We start from the raw sequence: 20,378 nt of genomic DNA on the forward strand, positions 1-20,378 counted from the left end.
TAATATAATTAAAATAATTGCAAAAATTATCATAATAAAGGAGCTGATTTTTTGAAAAAATTATTAAAACTTTTAACTTGTATTTTTGTTATTGTAGGTATTACAATATTTGTATTCACTTCTTTTGCTCAAGAAACTAAGACAAACAATCAAAAAAAGACAAAAGACACTGTCTCTAAAAGTGTTTACAATTCAGCTTATGAGTATGAAAAGATATTTAACAACGCTTTTAATATCTTTGTATCTCCTAAAACAAATGTTCATCTAAAGATAAGTACAACTGCTTTACCACAAAATGAAGAATTTGGGCTTACTAATTCATTTGAGGATACAATATTTGAGAGGAAAAGCAGTAAAATATATTCAATAATAGGCAATAATGAACAAATAATATATATTATTGGCAAAAGATTGCTTTATAAAGATTTAACTACCAATACATTTTTTGAAATTCCAAAAGAATCTCCACTTTGGGAGAGTACAGTCTTAAACATTGGCGTACCCGAAACAAACCAATATTTTGCAAAATTTAATGATAAAATGGTAAAGCTTATAAAGTCAAAAAAACCAAAGATTTCTGAAACGCAGGCAAGAATTAATAATTTATCAGGGAAATATATAAAAGTTGATATATCTTTAAATAATAATGAATGGGGTCCAATTTTTTATGAGTATTTATCCAGCATTATACTTGAAAATCTAAAATTACAAAACAAAGCACAAGGGAAAATATATACAGATAAGGATATTGAGGATTGGAAAACTGAAATTGTTAACTATCTAGAACAGCTAAAAGCTGGTTCAAAGAATATAACATATTATATTAATCCTAAAACAAAACAAATTGCAAGAGAACAAGTTGTAACAGTAGTGTATATTAACGATAAAAAGCACTATGTTACAAATATTTCAGATGTAATAGATATTGGTGATAAGGTTAAATGTCCAATTATAAGCGAGGATCAAATACAACCACTGCCTAATGAAGATGAAAAAAATACAAGTGAAAAATCTTCATAAAAATTTTTTGCATAACCTCTTGACGAAAATTCGAAATGATGTTATCATATTAAATGCTGACGGCGGGGTGTAGCTCAGTTTGGTAGAGCACGTGGTTTGGGACCATGGGGCCGGAGGTTCAAGTCCTCTCACCCCGACCAGAAAAAATAGCTTGACAGACAAAAGAGGTTATGCTAAAATAACTAACTGTCTGATGCAAAACAAAGTAAATAACTTAATATGGAGGGGTACCCAAGTGGCCAAAGGGGGCAGACTGTAAATCTGTTGTCGCTGACTTCGTTGGTTCAAATCCAACCCCCTCCACCATTTTAAAAAAGCTGGCGTAGCTCAACAGGTAGAGCAGCTGACTTGTAATCAGCAGGTTGCGGGTTCGAGTCCCATCGCCAGCTCCATTAAATTTAATAAGGATTTAGGTTTGCGCCATTAGCTCAGTTGGTAGAGCAGCTGACTCTTAATCAGCGGGCCTGGGGTTCGAGTCCCTAATGGCGCACCATTTAGATATAAGCGCCCATAGCTCAGCTGGATAGAGCAACGGACTTCTAATCCGTAGGCCAGGGGTTCGAATCCCTTTGGGCGCGCCATTTATTTTCAAGGGTTTTAGGGTTTTGTAAATATTTCCAAATGTATTTTTACTGCAATCTTAATGTAATTCATATTGAATATTAAAATTTAGGGTAACTACTTTATTTAAGAGTGGTTACCCTTTATGTTTATTTGCTCTAGAGGATGATTTAACTTCCTTTAAGCTTTATTAGGCATTTATTACACCTCTTTTATTTGAGAAAAGTCTATTATGAGATCCTCAAAAATACCAACCGTGACTTTGTCATTGAAGGTATAAAGTTCAGGTGGCAGGTAATCTTCATTATCCTTGAGTCTGTATATTAATATTGTTTGATTGTTTGGATTTACAATCCAATACTCTTTGACTTTAAATTGTGTGTAAAGATTGAGTTTTCGGATATAATCATAATAAAAATTGCTCTCTGATACAACTTCAATTACCATCTCTGGAGTTCCAATACAGCCTTTTTGAGTTAGCTTTTTCTTATCACATATAATAGAAATATCAGGTTGGACAACATTTGTTGCTTGGCTTTCATTCTGTCCTTCCTCAACAAGGATAACATCAAAGGGTGCTGTGTATATCTCACAATACTTTTTATTCCTTTTAAGATAGTTATTTATCATGGTAGTTAATTCCACCACTACTTTTTGGTGTATCCTTGAAGGTGCAGGACTCATGTTATAAATAATACCATAAATTATTTCCACTTTTACATCTTCGGGCAATTTTAAATAGTCTTCATAAGTCAAAAGTTTAGGAATCTTCTCTTCCATTCAATTCACCTTCTTTTGACAATTTTCTTTGCATTGTTTTTCATTTAATTCACTTTGCATTAATCCTTTCTCTTCTCATAACTCTCTTAAGCGAAAAGAAAAAATATTCTCTGTTAATAGATTAAATTACCTTAAAATATTTCTTTTTAACATATTATACCACTAAATAAATAAAAATGAAACGTTTTAGAAAAAACATGGGACCTAAATAATGTAAATTTATAATCCTATAACTTAAAAAGAGAAAATAGAGAAATTAACTATTAGTATTAAAGAAGCTGCTCCAATGTTAGGAATTAGTTATAATGTTATGATTGCCTTAGTACATAAAAGAGATTTCACAAGAATTTTTGCAGGGCAATAAATAGATCCAACTCCAATAATTATTATCCTGATATAGATTATTACATAAATTATAAACGCTTTTATAGCCGCTATTTTAAAAACATAAAGAGGACTGCAACAGATAAAATAAGCTTATGATGCCGTTCTATAATAATAAACACAATAGTTTTTGGTTTAGAATTGCTAATGGATGTTGGAAGTGTGAGGCTGGTTGTGGTGAAGGGAATGAAGTAATCTTTCTTGAAAGCATTGAGAATTTTTTAATCTTCAAGTCTTTTGTGTTTATTCACTTAAAAACAATGCAATTTCAAACCTTAAAAATACTATTGAGTTATTTATAGTAACTTATTTAGTTAAATATGATAAAATATTATTTATATTAGTATATTAGAAGACGGTGTAAATAGATTAATTTTAAATACTAAGAGGAACATTGATGACATATTATTTACATAAAAAACTTTATACTATCGTATATTACAAAATCACTTACTAACAGTTATTAGAGGAGTATGATAAAAATGACAGCAAATATTAATAATCCTTTTGCAGCACTTAAGTCAAAGAATTTTAAATATTTTTGGATGGGACAATGTATTTCTTTAATTGGGACATGGCTTCAAAATACTGCACTTTCGTGGTTAGTCCTTACATTGACAAAATCTGCTTTTTTGGTTGGACTTTTTAGTGCATTACAGTTTACACCCCAATTATTTTTATCTCTTTTTGCAGGTACAATTGTTGATCATTTTCCTAAAAAGAAGCTCTTAATGGTAACGCAAAGCTTGCTTATGATTCTTGCTTTATTACTTTCTTTTTTAATATGGGTAAAAGCAATAAATTATCCAATATTACTTATATTTGCATTGTTTTTGGGTATTATAAATACCTTTGATATGCCAACAAGACAGTCTTTTGTAATTGAACTTGTTGGGCAGGAGTTGTTGGTTAATGCTGTTGCATTAAACTCGCTAAACTTTAATCTTGCAAGAGTTATAGGACCTGCTATAGCAGGCATACTTCTTAAAAGTGTTGGAATGAGTATATGTTTTTTGCTAAACGGATTGAGTTTTGTTGCAGTTTTAATAGGTCTATTTCTGATCGATGTGGGTTTGAAACCAATGAGTGAAAAGAAGAATAATAAGATGATTGAAGATATAATAGAAGGTTTAAAATATACAAAAAATAATAAGATTATCCTCCAAACTATCATTTTGGTTTTAATAATGAACGTTTTTATTATGAATTTCAATGTATTGATACCTTTATATACAAAATATATTTTACATAAAGATGAAGCAGGTTATGGATTTTTGCTTTCTTCAATGGGTATTGGTGCACTTCTTGGTGCACTTTTTGTTGCCACTACAAGCAGAAGAGGACCTACTTTAAAAAGACTGTACTTTTCATTAGTGGTTTCGTCTGGAATGCTTATTTTAATTGGATTTAATAAAAATTATAATTTGTCTTCGCTAATGTTTGCCTTAGTAGGATTTTTTATGATTTTATTTACAACAACAGCAAATTCAACATTACAACTTTCTTCCGCAGATGAGTATAGAGGCAGGATCATGAGCTTATATACCTTAGTTTTTGCTGGTACAACTCCAATAGGAAGTCTAATTTCAGGCTCATTTGCACAAATTTTTAAGGCAAATGGTGCGTTTATTGCATGTGGAGTTGCTTGCATAGTATCGTATGTAATAGAATATTTAATCTTATTCTTTACTAAAAAACACAATCACAATTATTAGTGTTTATAATAGTTTTGAACATACAATATAACTCTTACCATAATAAGTGAGGCTATCTATTGTTTTATTGGAAAGTTCCTCTTTTATTTATCTATTTTACTCTTGACTTTATCCAATGCTATTAATTCATCATTCTCAATAGGGGGGCTACCTTGGTGTTCTTTACATTGGGATATTTTTTGACTATCGTTACTGTTGTGATTATGATTGTGCCCACTTTTGCTCATATTCGCTTTATGCATAAAAAGATGCATTATAACGCAGCCCCCCATTGCAAGCAATAATAATAAAGTATCTTTGCTCATCTTATCTCTCCTTTCATCAATAATTTCATTTAATAATTACAAATTTACTGTTCAGGCTTATAAGACCGTATAAAATTCCCCCTGCAAGCATAGCAAAAGTAAATCCAAGTTCCATTGATAGCATAATTGATAAAACTGACCCCACAACTGACATTACACCATTAAGTCCCCACATCACAGCAATTACATTGCTTTTCTTTTTATATTCACTTAACATCTTAATACCTCTTGGGAATGGCATTCCCATAAAAAAGCCTTGAATCATAACTAAAATTGCTGAAATAAGTATTTTATTAGTCAAGCTAAAATCAGAGGTTATTTTGAATATTAAATTAAGCAAGCTTAGCAATACTATATTTATTACCATAACCAAAAAAGCAGGCAAATATATCTTCTTAGACAAATTATTAAATACTCCTGAATTGCTAAAATATGCCCCTATACCACTGCCAATCAAAAGTCCAGCAAGTATATAATTAAAAGCAAGTATCGGATGCCCTAAGTACAGGATAAATTTTTGAATAAGCGGAATTTCAATTAACATATAACCTATTCCTAATCCACTAAAATATAAAGATGGTTTGAAAATGTTTTCTTTAGATATTATTGGTGTAAACAATATTAAACTCCCAAAAAGCACAATAAGAAGAACTATTATCAACACAGGTGAAATTCCTTTACTGAAGTCATAAAAATATGGTTTGTCGTCAGTCGCAGGTGTTGTATCAATCAAAAATCCTTCTTCAAATTGTTTCAAACTTAGGTGTCCTTTGTTTATATGGTAGAGCGGGCCTTTATCTATAACATTTGGAATATAAAGTGGAATAATTTTTCCCTTCGCTGCTGTTTCTTTTAATTTCTTGCTCTCAGAATACGAAAAAGGTATGTTTTTTACAACAACTAATGGATAGTGAATATGTTCGCTGCCATGCATAGGTTCTACTTTTTCGGCAAAAATGGCTACGTATTTTGAAACATCCTTAACTGCTATACCATTTTTATTTAATGTACGAAGAATAGTTACTATCAATTTGGTCATATCCTCTTCATCATGAGTTAAAAAAGCAATTTTACCGTTTCTTGTTAGATGTTTCATATAATCTTCAAGAGCTTCAATTGTAAACAAATAGTTTTCTGAAAGTGCGTATCCTATATTTTGTGATGCATTTGTCATAACCAATGATAAAAATATGACATCGTATTTATCCTTAGATTTCCTTATAAAGTTTCTGCCATCTTCTCCAAAAATTTTTACTTCTGGTCTGTTGTAAATATCTCCATTAAATTCTTTAAAGTGTTTTACTGCCTCAATACTCGATGTGTTTATTTCTACTCCTGTTATATTTCTGCTATTTCCAGCCAGTGCATATAAAATATCCCTTCCTCCACCTGGACCCACTATCAATGTTTTATAATTGTTTCCAAAAGAAAAAGGCAAATACTCAATATTATCTTTGTATTTATTTAAACTACTTTTTTTACCATCAAATCTGTACATAGGTGCATTAGCAGTTCCATCAATTGTCACTATCATTTCATCATTGTTGCCTTCTATTTTAACAACATCTGTTCGTGAAAATGCATTCCATTTGGTATATACAATCTCAGCCTTTTGGTTTGGTTTAGCAATATTACCAAGTGTTTTTGTTTTGTTTGTTATAAATCCAATGAAATTTTGTTCAATTGAATATACATATTTGTTTGGAATAAAAAGACCAATCAAAAAAAGAGTTAATACTACAATACTAACTAGCATTTTCTTTTTGTACTGGATGGCAAGGAGCAATGAAGCTATAACCGAAATAATACAAATCAAAATCACAGATCTATATATTCCAAGATTGTTTAACGAAAGAAACACAATTATGCTGCCAAATCCTGATCCTATGAGGTCAGCAAAATATAGCTTGTCACTTATTGCCCCAAACTCTTCAAATACGGTGGAGAAGAAGTAGCCACCAATAATAAAAGGTAAAGTAGCCAAAGCTAGGTAAATTAATAAATTATTTTGGAATGGTAATGTATATATAATTCCCAAAGAAAATATGTAAGAGATAGAAAGAATAAAAAGAATTTTATATAGGGAGCGAATATTAAAGTCACCTTTTTTTTGATGCTGATTGTAAGCAATTATTCCACCTATTCCGAGGCCCAATACAGCAAATGATGTAATTAAAAAAGTATAATGATACCAAAATAATGCAGAATATATTCGATTTAATATGATCTGATATATAAATAATGAAACTGATACTAAACTTATGCTAAATAAAATCACTTTTTTTTCCTCCATTTTTATAACTTTCTTTATTTGCTACATTCCAAATGGTACTTTATATGGCACAATTCTACTTAAGAATGCTGTTAAATCCTGAATCTTATACAAAAACATTATAATGCCAAGAAAAATAAGACTAATTCCTGCGATTGCTGATATAGCATTTTGAATTTTTTTATTCTTTTTTTATAACACTAATTGCCATGGGTAAATAGTAATCTACGAGCAAATATGGTATTGCAAGACCTAACAAAAATGAAGTTCTATATATTTCAAATCTCTAGTTGATACACCAGTTATTAACGAAAAATGTACACTGATCATAGGTAGTATATAGGAAGATAAGAAAGAGGTTACATCTTCTATAAAATACATTATATGGTTCAACCTAATTCAAAAACTTACTATTCCATCTATATATTCTTGATTTTGCTCCTCCAATATTACGTAATTCTAATTGTATATATTTAGTATTGGATGTAATAAGTTTTTTGCCATTTGATTTTTTTGGTATTTTAATAAATGCTGTTACATGATGACCTGAACCTTCGATCCACCATTTTACATTCTTAATTTTTATACCTTCACTGGTGGAAAATAATATCTTCCCATTAAAATTAAGTGTAGATAAATCAACCTGGTGATTATCTAAAAATAGTTCAAAGACTAAATTGTCTTTATCATCTTTTAAAGGATTTAAATACCTTACTCCAATGGTTATATAGCCCTCACTATTCATTATCAAAAGGTCTTGTGGATTTTTTTTGGAACCTGAGTTTTGTTTCAAATTATTTTGTGAAGTAGTTTGACTTTGCTTATTACCTTGTTTTTTTTGTTGTGAGAATATAGGTTCAACATAAAATAAAGATACTACCAATGAAAGAAGTACAACAATTATAATTTTTCTCTTTATCTTATTAGCCATTTACATCTCCTCCTTTGAATCCTAATATAGTTAAAGAAAATTCAACCTATGTACTAACTTTTAGATACATATAATTTTGAATATTTGCAGTTGTACAACTAAAAAATACAAAAACTATTTCCTATTAATAGCAATATAAATACAATTTTTTAATCAAATTCAAAGTAATATTATAGATTTACTTGGATTTATTTATATAAATAATTTTATCAGGTGTAATTTAAAAGTCAATTAATTTAATAAATTGTTTACAATCTATTTACAATTTATTTACACTTTGGTGTAGTAGAATATAAAATAAGAATTTGCAAAATGATATAATAAATTAAACAATAATTACATTATGGCAATGTAGAATAACATGGATGCATATAAGAGCTTTAAATTAAGCAATAAATGGTATTTAAGAAGAATCAGAAGTATAAAAAGAGAATAGGAGGAATAATTTATGAGAGATAAAACTGAAATAATCAGAAAAAGGTATGACAGAGCCGCTAAATATTATGATACAATTGAAAGCATAATGGAGAGGAAATGGTTTTCTCAATGGAGAAAGTTAGTGTTTACCTTTGTGAAAGGACCCAAAGTTCTAGAAGTAGGTGTTGGAACAGGTAAAAATATGATTTATTATAGTCTCGATTGGGATATAGTTGCAATAGATTTTAGCCCTAAAATGCTTGAGAAAGCTAAAGAAAAGGTAGCAAAATTACAATTAGACATAGATCTAAGACAAATGGATGTTCAGCATTTAGAGTTTACTGACAATTCTTTTGATACAGTTGTAACTGCTTGTGTATTTTGTTCAGTACCAGATCCAATTTTGGGGTTGAAAGAAATTCGTAGGGTATTAAAAAAAGACGGGTTGTTAATAATGCTTGAACATGTTCGAAGTAAAAAAGAACCAATAGGCAAAGTGATGGATATACTAAATCCTCTAGTTGTTGGTATATATGGGGCAAATATAAATAGAAATACAGTAGATAACGTAAAAAAAGCTGGATTCGAAATTGTGGAGGAAAAAAACTTGTTAATTGATATTGTAAAACTAATTATTGCAAAACCAATAAAATAGCATTATTACAATTTAATAGTAATATTAATATTTGTTTTGTTATTTGCTAATACTTCAATAGCAAAGTTCAAAGAATGTAGTATAAAGGTAATAGAGAGCGAAAATAGTATAAGAAATATAGAGGAATATGCAGTGGTTGTGTAACTAAAAAGGTTAATATTTATTTTACATCAATTTTAAACTGCCAGAGTCAGGACAAAAAAAGAGACTGTAAAATAGACTTTGTGTGAACATGAATAAGAGTCTTTTTTAGTAAAAATGAGTAATAAGAAGCAAAAATTAAGAAAAGAAGATTTTTATTATGGATTTAGTGACAAAGGATTAATTAAGAGAATTTATTAAAGAGAACAATAACCAAAACATAACAAAATATCCTCTAAGATCACGCATCCACAATCTCTATAGGTGTAGGTAGTTCACACCAAAACTAATTTCCAAATATCAATAAGATATTTTGGGATCAAAGAAAAAAATAATTCGATTACATCAAGAGTAATGATAACATAAGATTCATGAGCAATTAAAAGATTTATTTGGAATTAAAGTATCAGATGAGATGATAAGCAAAATTACAAATTAAATAATACCAGAGATAAGAGAATGATGATTAAGAACATTAAGAAAAATTAAAAGAGTAGTATCCTTAAAGCAATACTACTCCAGGTTAAACATTATTCTATAAAATAAATATTTTATGCAAAAGAATATAATTGTATGGCAACAATATATTACAGAATTATAAAATTAGGTTAATCTTCTTACCAAGAAAAAGGTATTACAATATTAAATTATTTACACACTCATTTTAAAGCGAATACAAAGCACTTTACATACAACAAAGATAATATTTACTTTACTCAATTAAAAACTCTTTGCTTTCCTCTTTTGCTAGTGAAAATTGGATATTATAATGACTTAAAACTATTTCATCTCCTTCAATCAAAGTGTATATTGCTTTATTATTATATATTTCAATTTTAATATCAGAATTTCTAAATTTAATCTTAAAAGAAATATAAGTTAACTCTTTTGGAAGTTTTGGTGCAAAATATAATTTATTGTTTTTAGTTCTCATACCAGCAAAACCATATATAAGTCCCATCCAAGAACCACCCATGCATGCTGCGTGAATACCATCTTTAGTATTGTTGTTTAAGTCGTCCAAATCCATTCTAACAGTGTATCTAAAGTATTCAAAGGCTTTATCTAACAAACCTAATTCTGTTGCTAATATACCAAATACTGCAGGCGATAGGGAGGAATCATGTGTTGTCACAGGTTCATAATATTCATAATTATTTTTAAGATCTTCATAACTAAACAAATCTCTTAGTAAGAATATTGCCAATAAAACATCTGGTTGCTTACAAACCTGTAATCTATATATATCCAAATAATGCCAATTAAGAAGTAGAGGAAATTGGTCTTCTGGTATTGTTGACAAATCTATTCTCTTTTTACTTAAAAAAGTATCATCTTGTGGAATAATCTTTAGCTTTTCATTATAAGGTAGGTACATATCTTTAGCTCTAGTTTTAAATTCATTTACTTCAGATTGTTCAAGGTTTATTTTTTTGCGTAATGAATCTAAAACTTCTGGATATTCATTCTTCATAAGATCATATATATAGACAGCATATTCAAGATTCATCTTTGCCATATAATTTGTATATGCATTATTATCAACCAATGCAGTATATTCATCAGGACCTGTTACACAATGAATGCAGAATTTACCATTTTTTTCTTGACTATAAGAACCAAGGCTTACATAAAACCTTGCAGTTTCAAATATAATCTCAGCTCCATATTTCAATATAAAATCAATATCATTTGTTGCTTCAAAATACCTCTTTATAGCAAAGACTATATCAGCATTTATATGGTATTGTGCTGTACCAGCAGGAAAATATGCTGAACATTCACTGCCTGCTATTGTTCTCCATGGATATAAGGCTCCTTTATGATGAAGTTCTTTGGCTCTATCTCGTGCTGCATCTAATAGGTTATATCTATATATTAAAAGTTTCTTTGCAATCTCTGGATTTGTATAAGTAAAAAATGGCAAAATATATATTTCAGAATCCCAAAAGTAATGTCCACCATAGCCTTCACCAGTAAGTCCTTTTGCAGCAATATTTGATATTCCATTTCTACCTGTTGATTGAAGTAGAGAGAATAGATTAAATCTTATTGCTTGCTGAATACCTTCAAATCCATCTATTTCAATATCTGAAATATTCCAAAATTTATCAATAAAATCTTTATGCTCAGATAATAATTTCTCATATCCAAGTGTAATTGCATTTGAAACCTCATTAATACAATTTTGTTCAATTAGCTCTTTTGATAAATCTCTTTCGGTATAATATGAAAAATACTTGATTATACTATATTCTCTATTTTTAGAGGCATTAAAGCTTATTTCAAAAATCACTAAGTTTTTTTCAATATCAGCTTTAGAATTACATTGAGCTTCAAAATCTAATATATGATTTGCAAAACATCCATAAGCAAGTTTACTTTTTTTAGTTTCTTGCATTAAAAATCCTGATAGACTATTTGCCCAAGTTTTTAATGTTTTAAAAGGAAACTTTTCAACTCCTGAACCTACTCTAACATCTTCTGTTTCAAGCATATTAGAGGAGTTACCATCTATACTACTAATGACTTTAATATTACCTGAAAAATTGATAGGATTTATTTTTATTTTAATTATACCAAGGTGCTGATATTTTAAGTGAGCTAATCTTTCAAATTGAATGAAAGTCCTTTTATTTGACGGTGATTCCCACAAAATTTCTCTTTTTAATATACCTTCCCTTAAATCGAGCTCTCGTTTATGTTCTATTATTTTACCTGAAAAAATGCTAAATTCCTCACCATCAATTGATATTTTTGTGCTCTTTACATCTGCTAAATTTACCATTGCTTCACCAATCTTTGCAAAGCCATATCCACCTTCTGGATAAGTAATATCATAATTTTCATAAAATCCATTAATATATGTTGCTTTGAAGGTTTGCTTTTTATCATAAAATGGTTCTTCTAAATTTCCTCGTAGACCAAAGTATCCATTAGCAACAGTAAAGATTGTTTCGCTTAAGAAGTTGTTTTTTTCATCAAAACCATTTTCAACAACTTTCCAGCCATCGTTTGCAAAGATAGGTTGTTTTTTTGGTAATGTTTTCAATTATAATGCTCCTTTCATAATTATTAATTTAAGCAATGCTAACGTTTGTCTATAAAAATGTAAACAAATTTCTAAAATTATTTTACACTAATATTGTCAATATTTAAATAGCTTGAAAAATTAATTGTATAAAAAACTTGCAAAATTAATAAATGCTTATAAAATATAAATAATTAAATATAAATAATTAAATATAAATGGAGTGCTTCTATGAAGTTTTTCAGGTAGATGCATCTACAGATAAAATATTTAGATTAATATATATATATTTTTTTACTTGTATGCACAAGTTAATTATCATATAATTATTCTATAGTAAAATGTTATAAATCAAAAAAGGAGGTAAAAATTTATGAGTAACATACCATCTGTAAAATTAGGTATTGTTGCTGTTTCTCGTGACTGCTTTCCTGTAACACTTAGCCAAAAAAGAAGAGAAGCTGTTGTTAAAGCTTGTAATGAAAAAGGTGTTAATATTTTTGAAGCAAAAACAACAGTAGAAAACGAAAAAGATGTATTAAAAGCACTCGAAGAGCTGAAAAATGCCAATGTAAATGCCCTTGTAGTTTATTTGGGTAACTTTGGGCCTGAAGGACCAGAAACAATGCTTGCTCAAAAATTTGATGGTCCTTCAATGTTTGTTGCAGCAGCTGAGGAAACACAGGACAATCTATTTGATGGACGTGGTGATGCATATTGTGGAATGCTTAATGCATCATATAATATTGGACTTAGAAAATTAAATCCTTACATTCATGAATATCCAGTTGGAACACCAGATGAAATAGCAGATATGATTAATGATTTTGAAGATATTGCGAGAGTTATTATTGGTGTAAAAAATCTTAAAATATTTAGTTTTGGGCCAAGACCACAAGATTTTCTTGCATGTAATGCACCTATAAAACCTCTTTATGATCTCGGCATTGAGATAATGGAAAATTCTGAACTGGATCTTTTCGAATCATTTAATGCACATAAAGATGACCCAAGAATATCAGAAGTTGTTAAAAGTATGCAAGAAGAGCTTGGTAGTGGGAATGGATATCCAGGAGTTTTACCAAAACTTGCACAATATGAACTAACACTTATGGATTGGTATGAAAAACATATGGGAGCATCTAAATATGCAATATTTGCTAATAAGTGTTGGCCGGCATTCCAAACACAGTTTGGTTTTGTGCCATGTTATGTAAATTCCAGATTAGCTTCTCGTGGGATACCAGTTTCATGTGAAGTAGATATATACGGTGCATTGAGTGAGTACATTATCAACTGTGCTACCAATCTTCCTGCAACCCTTCTTGATATTAATAATACAGTACCTAAAGATATGTATGAAACAAATAAGGATAAGTTTAATGGTTATAAATTAAGTGATTTATTTATGGGATTCCATTGCGGCAATACACCTATTTGCCATATGAAATATGCTTCAATAAAGTATCAGCTAATTATGCATAGACTTTTAGAACCTGACAAAGAACCAGATATTACAAGGGGTACTTTAGAAGGAGCAATAAGACCTGGTGATATTACATTATTTAGACTTCAATCCACAGCTGATGGAATTCTGAGAAGTTATGTAGCTGAGGGTGAAATTATAGATGTTGATCCAAAATCATTTGGAGGTATTGGTATATTTGCAATAAAAGAGATGGCCAGATTTTATAGACATGTTTTAATTGCAAAAAGATATCCTCATCATGCAGGTGTTGCATTTAAACATGCAGGTAAAGTTCTATTTGCAGCAATGAAGATGTTAGGAATAGATGATGTATCATTTAATCAACCAGCAAATATGCTATATAAAGATGAAAACCCATTCAAATAAAAAAGAGCCGGCTTATTTAAGCCGGCTCGAATAATATGGTATGGAGTTACTTTAAATAGTTTAATATTTCTTTACTTATATAAAATTTTTTAAAGGATATTACATTTACAAACTTCAATTTCATTTCTTTACCATCAATATTTGCTATATTTTTATTCTCATCAGCAATTAAGGTATGGTTTTGTGTTTTTACAATTAATTTAGCACTACCAGGTACAGACTTATCAATATCAACAGAGTATCCCATTTCTTCTAATTCTGTATTTGATACATACATATTTTCATTTACTTCATCAAGGTTTAAACCAAGTATTTCATTAATATACCAAGCAATATCGGTATTATCAATTACTCCTTTTAAGATATAGTTATTTGGATGATAACTGTATAAGACAACTTCTTCGCCAGTATGCTCATTTGTGGTCCAACCAATATATGACCTTTTACTAATAATAGGCCCTAAAACAGAATTAAGTGAGCCTTGTTTAGCATTCTTAATTGCTTTAATCTCATCTTCAGTAAGATTATCAATACCGTAATATTGTGACACTACACTTGCTATATTACTTTTATCAGCATTTAATTTGCTTTCAACTCCTTCACCAGTGAGTGTAGCTTTTTGAATATATTTTAAAAAGCTATTTAGATAAAGGTCTGAAGCCCCATTTGTTCCAAAGGACATTCCACCATTGTTATGATCAGGTGCTATTATAATTGCTGTATCATTTCTTTTTTTAGCAAAATCAAGTGCAACCTTAACTGCTTTATCAAATGCTAATACATCGCTTACAACACCTACAGGGTCATTTGCATGGGAAGCCCAATCGATTTTGCTACCTTCAACCATTAGGATAAAGCCATTTTTGTTTTTAGATAAAATAGATATGGCTTTACTTGTCATCTCTGCTAATGATGGTTCACCAGTACCTTTTCTATCAAAGTCATATTTCATTGCATCATTTGCAAAAAGTCCCCAAACTTTATTACCTTTTATGTTTTTGAGTTCTGAAGCTTTTGTTATAATCTCATAACCTTTTTGCTTTAATACATCAAGTAAATCTTCTTTATCTTTTCTATTCTCTTTTTCAAGGTATTTAAGTCCACCACCAAAGACAACATCAATATTATTGAAAACTTGCTGTTTGGCAATTGTTTCATAGTCGTTTCTATCTGATGTATGAGATGTAAAAGCTGCTGGAGTAGCATGTTGAACATTGGATGTAGCAATTATTCCTGTTGAAAGTCCTTTTAATTTTGCTGCTTCAAAGATTGTTGCAATAGGTCTTGATATGTTTTTCTCTTCTATTTTATCAACACCAGGCATTGAAACAACCTCTGGCATTACAGAGAGGTATTTATTATTTGATTTATATCCTGTTGCCATAGCTGTAGCAGCAGGTGCAGAATCAGTTATGGGATTGTTTGCTGAAAATGTTCTTATAAGACCACAGGCAAGTTCATCCATATTAAGATTTTCTCCACCTTGATACCATCTTGCAAGTGTTGTATGAGCAACTGTCATTCCATCTGGTATCATTATTATTACATTTTTAACACTAATGGAATCTGATTCTGGTGTTTCATCAGCAAATGTACTAACCATAAAGAAGGAAAAAAAGATTGATATTATTAAAATAATTGAAGCTATTCTTTTTTTATTAAACATAGTATTCCTCCTTGATTTCTAATATACATTTATTTAACAGTTATATAATTCTTTGATACTATTGCCTGACCTTCTGGTGATAAGACAAAATCAATAAATTCTTTTACAACACCTGTTGGATTTGTTTTAGTTAAAAAGAGAAATGGTCTTTTAATTGTATATTTGTTTAGCCTTGCATTTTTTTCTGTAGCTTCAACACCATTTACTTTAACAGCCTTAACTTGACTATCTAAAACACCAAGAGAAATATATCCAATTGCATTCTCATCTTGAGATACAGTAGTTTTTACAGCTCCTGTTGATGGTTGAACAACAGCATTATTTGTTATTGTAGTTTTGCCCATAATTATCTCTTCAAAAGCACCTCTAGTTCCTGAACCTTCTTCACGTGTAACAACTAAAATCTTTGAATTTTTTCCGCCAAGTTCACTCCAGTTTTTAATCTTTCCACTAAAGATATCTCTTATTTTTTCAACTGTGAGATCTGATATAGGATTTTTTGGATTTACCACAATTGCAATTCCATCTTCAGCAATCTTAAATTCTTTAAGACCTGTTTCATCTGGTTTTAGTTCTCTTGAGGATGTACCAATATCGGCAATACCTTCTTTTGCTGATTTTATACCCACAGAAGAACCACCACCTTGAACATCAATTGTAACCTTTGGATAAAGTTGCATAAAATATTTAGCAAGTTCATCAGCTAAAGGCTGAACTGATGTCGAACCAGCAATGGTAATTCTTCCAGAAAGATTTTTATTTTGTGAAATTTTGAAGTCAATCTTGATTTCGCGGTTTACTGAACCATTATTATCTTTTACTGAATTAGAAGGGATTAATAAAGTATAGGTAACACCAGGAACTAATGATTCGTTTATTGTTATATTGATTTTTTTATTTTCAATTTCTACCTTTGTTTTCAATGTTTTTGCTTTACCTTTATACACTTTTATTTTGTTAAAATTAGTCCCTTTGGATATTTGACTAGAAAAGTTTAATGTGATATTCTTTTGAGTAGTACTTTTTGGTAATATTATAGACGAATAACTAAACATGTTTAAAGCATAAGTGCTTAATGAATAATTAGAAAAAATTGCTATAAGGATAAAAGAAAACAAAAGGGTTTTTAAGAATTTAATTTTCTTCATTATATTAACCTCCTGTATCAATTATTTTCATTTTTGATTGTATAGGGATACTATTAAGATGAAGTTAAGAGATTATTTAATTCTTGTTAAAATATGGTTAAAGATTTGTTATATTATTGTTAAGAATATGTTAAACCATTTAATATATATATAACAGCAGAAAATGATTCAGAGTTTGCTGAACTTACTGAGAAATTAAATAACTAGAGGAGCAAGGTGTTATAACCATTCTGTCAGTCATCCATTGTGGTTTTTTGAATTTTATACCACATATGGATGACTTTTTTAATATACTGATTTTTTTTCAATAATATAGATATTAAATAAAAGAAAGAATAAAAAATATACTATAGATGATATAAATGAGAATGTAATTTTATTAGTTACTTGTTATTTATATAAGGCAAGATAAGTTTTATTATTTTTTTAATAAGCCTTAGTTCATTTTGACTACAGTTTTTTATGAGTTCATTAATTTCAGCTATATCATAATCTAACGTAGCTTTATAGTTTTCTTGTGTATCTTTTATATATGAACGTTCTAAGTCATTTCCATAAATCAATTTATCCAATGAGATATGCAATATATTGGCAATATTTATTAGTACTGGAAGACTCATTTGCCTTTCACCACGTTCAAGCTGCCCTATATAGTAATCAGATAAACCAACTATTTCTGACAGTTCTTGCCGTGAAAGCCCTAATTTTTCTCGCTGTTCACGAATACGCATACCAATTAATTTGTTATCAAATTGCTGCATTAATAAACACCTCAGTACTTACTTTATCAGAGAATGAATTTATAAAAAATTAGCGATAAGCATATAATTATTATTTACAATTAGCATACATATTATGTAAAATATTATTAGAATATTTTATAGGAGATAAATGTAAGATGGATGATTTTAAGAAATTAACTATTGCAATAAATATTCTAAAAAACTCAATTGATATGAGGTTTAGTGAAAAGATAATTATTTTGCTAGGATTAAAAGTAGATAAGTATATTAAGGAGTATCTTGAACATTTGGACAAAAAATATATGCATAAATCAAAAGTTATAACAAATGAATAAGTATCAAACTTATAGAATGGATAAAATGCTTAACTATAGCTATAGCATTGTGATAAACTATAGTGATTTTAATAACAAAAATTAAGTACTAATATATTGAATATATTATTAATAAATCTAATATTGTTAATAATAAAAGCTTATTTAAAAGAAATATTTTTAGATAAAATAATAAATGCTGCAATGTATTTTTTACGCTGATAATGGAAAAACTCTTAAAGAAAGATTTTATTTAAGATTAAGAAAAAGCACAATTTAAATAAAAAAATAAAAGAAAATTCAACATTTTTACTAAAATATCTTAATAATATTGACTTGACAATAATCAAAAAAGATTTTATAATATTAGCCCCACTTTACAAACTATTTGTAAGATGGTATAATAAATAATGTTTACAATATACGACAAGTATATTTTATTGTCAAACAAAGGGGAAAAATAAATAAAAAAGAAGGGCAGTGATGAAAGGTGGTTGATAAACTTCACCTTCAGCAGCTCAAGAAAGACATCGAAGCAATCAAGGGTGAAAAAATACTCATAAGAGCTAACAAAGGTCGAAAAAAGATGTTTGAAGTAGAAGGTATATTACAAGACACTTATTCTAATCTTTTTGTTGTCAAATTTCCAATCGATAAAGACTGCACACAATACAGATGCGTAACATATACTTACTCAGACCTCATTACCAATTCTGTTGAAATAGTCTTATGTAAAGATAGAATAAAAACAAGCAAAATGTAATGCTATTTTTTACCAAAGATTTATAAAATACAATAAGAAATTTGAGCTTATTCAGTTTTGAGTAGGCTCTTTTATTTTACATATTTCAAGGACATCCTTGCATATACTTTATTAAAGGTATTTTAGGAGGGTGTTCTTGTGAATAAAGAATTTGATAAAATTGAGTATCTTAATGTATTTGGATCAGATTCTCAAAAAGTGATAATTGAAGGAGAAATTGTACTTCCGGAGATCAAACCAAATATTCAAAAAGTGCTTCAAAGTGATGCAGAAGTTATTATTACTAAAGTTCAAGTATTAAATGATAAAGTTTTAGTAGAAGGGCAAGTTGATTTTAAATTAATTTATCAATCAACTGATGAACAAAGGAAAATATCTTGGTTATCAAGTTCAGCAGATTTTTCAAAAACGTTTGATATTTTGGGTGTAAAGCCAAATATGGAATGCGAAATAAAAGAAGGGCTTGTTTATAGCTACTGTTCACCATTAAGTGAGAGGAAGATACAAGCTAAGGCTATTGTTGATTTAAATGTTTCTGTAAAAAGTACTGTTTCTATAGAATACCTAAAAGATGTTAAAGATGACTCTATTAAATACCTTAAAGAAGAAATTAAATTATCTAACCCAATCGTTTTACAAGAGAAGATTAATAAAAAGGAAAGTTTAGAACTACCTTCAGGTAAAGCTTCTATTAGAGAGATATTAAGGTCATATGCAAAACTTACTGATAAAAACATAAAATTAGATGGTAGAAAAGTAAATATAGATTTAAAGGTTGATGTAAAAACAATATATTCACCAGATATTGCTGCACTTCCAATTGAAACAGTTGAACATGATGTTTTTGTATCTTATTCGTTTAATTTGCCTGAACAATATGAAGATTTATCACCTATTATCAAACTTTCAATAGAAGATTTTCGTGTTGTACCAAAAACTGACGATCAAGGCGAACTAAGAAAAATTGATTGTGAAATAGATATATGTGTAAACTTGTTATTTAATAAGATTGATAAAGTTGTGCCGATTATTGATATTTATTCAGTAAATAAAAAGTTAAATGAAATTAAAAAGACATTAAATATTGATCAGTATTTAGGTGATATTAAAGAAAATTGGACAATTAAAGATATAGCAAATTTACAAGATGATATTGAAGAAGTTTTTTCAGCAACCTCAAGAGTAGAAATAGATTCAGTAAAAACTGTTAGAGATGCTATCGAGGTTAAAGGAGTGATAATTGTATTTGTCATATATCTTTCTAAAGATATGCTAAACCCTTTGAAAAGTTCAACAATTCAAATACCATTTACACATAGATTTGATTTTAACGGTATTTTTGAAGAAGATAAGGTTTATGCAAATATTGATGTTGAAAATATTTCTTTTAGTATTTTATCTCATAATGAGATAGAGTTAAGATGCCATCTAAATGCTGATATACTTGCAAATAGAACAAGGTATGTTGAAATAATAGTTGATGTTGATTTTGGTGAAGAGATTTTAGATGAAGATGTTAGATTAGCACCTATTTACATTTATACAGTTCAAAAAGGGGACTCACTTTGGAAAATAGCTAAGAAATATAGAACAACAGTTGAGAAAATAGTAGCATTTAATCAAATAGAGGATGAGAACTTAATTTATCCCGGACAAAAGCTGATAATTGTAAAATAA

General features: G+C 29.0%; 15 protein-coding genes and 5 tRNA genes. 12 read left to right on the forward strand and 8 right to left on the reverse strand.

The window, feature by feature from the left end; all coding sequences use genetic code 11:
• The first annotated feature begins 51 nt into the window (after positions 1-51).
• The 6 genes from ACAG39_04820 to ACAG39_04845 all read left to right on the forward strand — a co-directional run bounded on the left by ACAG39_04820 (position 52) and on the right by ACAG39_04845 (position 1,601).
• Complete coding sequence (locus ACAG39_04820) at positions 52-1,020, forward strand: hypothetical protein (protein ID MEZ0536564.1); 969 nt, start codon at positions 52-54, stop codon at positions 1,018-1,020.
• 63 nt (positions 1,021-1,083) lie between these two features.
• Positions 1,084-1,160: transfer RNA gene (locus ACAG39_04825), tRNA-Pro, on the forward strand.
• 81 nt (positions 1,161-1,241) lie between these two features.
• Positions 1,242-1,326 (forward strand) — tRNA-Tyr (locus ACAG39_04830).
• Positions 1,327-1,336: 10 nt separating this feature from the next.
• A tRNA-Thr gene (locus tag ACAG39_04835) sits at positions 1,337-1,412 on the forward strand.
• Positions 1,413-1,437: 25 nt separating this feature from the next.
• Positions 1,438-1,513: transfer RNA gene (locus ACAG39_04840), tRNA-Lys, on the forward strand.
• Positions 1,514-1,524: 11 nt separating this feature from the next.
• Positions 1,525-1,601, forward strand: a tRNA-Arg gene (locus tag ACAG39_04845).
• 181 nt (positions 1,602-1,782) lie between these two features.
• Here the strand turns inward: ACAG39_04845 and ACAG39_04850 are convergent.
• The gene (locus ACAG39_04850) at positions 1,783-2,361 is read right to left on the reverse strand and encodes a Uma2 family endonuclease (protein MEZ0536565.1); all 579 of its coding nucleotides are present in this window, start codon (positions 2,359-2,361) and stop codon (positions 1,783-1,785) included.
• Between the two features lie 866 nt (positions 2,362-3,227).
• Between ACAG39_04850 and ACAG39_04855 the strand changes: the two genes are divergently transcribed.
• On the forward strand, positions 3,228-4,460 hold the full coding sequence (locus ACAG39_04855; GenBank protein ID MEZ0536566.1) for an MFS transporter: 1,233 nt from the start codon (positions 3,228-3,230) through the stop codon (positions 4,458-4,460).
• A gap of 83 nt (positions 4,461-4,543) precedes the next feature.
• Here the strand turns inward: ACAG39_04855 and ACAG39_04860 are convergent, their stop codons facing one another.
• From ACAG39_04860 to ACAG39_04870, 3 genes are all read right to left on the reverse strand, one after another.
• Entirely contained in the window at positions 4,544-4,765 is a 222-nt protein-coding gene (locus tag ACAG39_04860; GenBank protein ID MEZ0536567.1) for a DUF2933 domain-containing protein, read from the reverse strand.
• A gap of 25 nt (positions 4,766-4,790) precedes the next feature.
• On the reverse strand, positions 4,791-7,043 hold the full coding sequence (locus tag ACAG39_04865; GenBank protein MEZ0536568.1) for a spermine synthase: 2,253 nt from the start codon (positions 7,041-7,043) through the stop codon (positions 4,791-4,793).
• Between the two features lie 388 nt (positions 7,044-7,431).
• The gene (locus tag ACAG39_04870; protein ID MEZ0536569.1) at positions 7,432-7,968 is read right to left on the reverse strand and encodes a hypothetical protein; all 537 of its coding nucleotides are present in this window, start codon (positions 7,966-7,968) and stop codon (positions 7,432-7,434) included.
• A gap of 448 nt (positions 7,969-8,416) precedes the next feature.
• On the opposite strand from ACAG39_04870, the gene ACAG39_04875 reads away from it, so the two are divergent.
• Positions 8,417-9,040 (forward strand): class I SAM-dependent methyltransferase, encoded by a 624-nt coding sequence (locus tag ACAG39_04875; GenBank protein MEZ0536570.1) that lies wholly within the window; start codon positions 8,417-8,419, stop codon positions 9,038-9,040.
• Between the two features lie 853 nt (positions 9,041-9,893).
• Here ACAG39_04875 and ACAG39_04880 read toward each other — a convergent pair.
• The gene (locus ACAG39_04880; GenBank protein MEZ0536571.1) at positions 9,894-12,233 is read right to left on the reverse strand and encodes a glycoside hydrolase family 65 protein; all 2,340 of its coding nucleotides are present in this window, start codon (positions 12,231-12,233) and stop codon (positions 9,894-9,896) included.
• A 352-nt stretch (positions 12,234-12,585) separates the two neighbouring features.
• Here ACAG39_04880 and ACAG39_04885 point away from each other — a divergent pair, with 352 nt between their 5' ends.
• Positions 12,586-14,067, forward strand: a complete 1,482-nt coding sequence (locus ACAG39_04885) for an L-fucose/L-arabinose isomerase family protein (protein ID MEZ0536572.1) — start codon at positions 12,586-12,588, stop codon at positions 14,065-14,067.
• 46 nt (positions 14,068-14,113) lie between these two features.
• Here ACAG39_04885 and ACAG39_04890 read toward each other — a convergent pair whose 3' ends face one another.
• The 3 genes from ACAG39_04890 to ACAG39_04900 form a co-directional block, all read right to left on the reverse strand.
• The gene (locus ACAG39_04890) at positions 14,114-15,733 is read right to left on the reverse strand and encodes an alkaline phosphatase (GenBank protein ID MEZ0536573.1); all 1,620 of its coding nucleotides are present in this window, start codon (positions 15,731-15,733) and stop codon (positions 14,114-14,116) included.
• Between the two features lie 29 nt (positions 15,734-15,762).
• Positions 15,763-16,881, reverse strand: a complete 1,119-nt coding sequence (locus ACAG39_04895; GenBank protein MEZ0536574.1) for a phosphate ABC transporter substrate-binding protein PstS family protein — start codon at positions 16,879-16,881, stop codon at positions 15,763-15,765.
• A gap of 383 nt (positions 16,882-17,264) precedes the next feature.
• Entirely contained in the window at positions 17,265-17,642 is a 378-nt protein-coding gene (locus ACAG39_04900; GenBank protein MEZ0536575.1) for a helix-turn-helix domain-containing protein, read from the reverse strand.
• 137 nt (positions 17,643-17,779) lie between these two features.
• Here ACAG39_04900 and ACAG39_04905 point away from each other — a divergent pair, with 137 nt between their 5' ends.
• The 3 genes from ACAG39_04905 (at position 17,780) to ACAG39_04915 (ending at position 20,378) form a co-directional block, all read left to right on the forward strand.
• Positions 17,780-17,959, forward strand: a complete 180-nt coding sequence (locus tag ACAG39_04905) for a hypothetical protein (GenBank protein ID MEZ0536576.1) — start codon at positions 17,780-17,782, stop codon at positions 17,957-17,959.
• Between the two features lie 469 nt (positions 17,960-18,428).
• Entirely contained in the window at positions 18,429-18,701 is a 273-nt protein-coding gene (locus ACAG39_04910; GenBank protein ID MEZ0536577.1) for a Veg family protein, read from the forward strand.
• A 138-nt stretch (positions 18,702-18,839) separates the two neighbouring features.
• Complete coding sequence (locus ACAG39_04915; protein ID MEZ0536578.1) at positions 18,840-20,378, forward strand: SPOCS domain-containing protein; 1,539 nt, start codon at positions 18,840-18,842, stop codon at positions 20,376-20,378.

It is taken from the genome of Caldicellulosiruptoraceae bacterium PP1 (assembly GCA_041320695.1).
Lineage (GTDB): Bacteria > Bacillota > Thermoanaerobacteria > Caldicellulosiruptorales > Caldicellulosiruptoraceae > JBGGOQ01.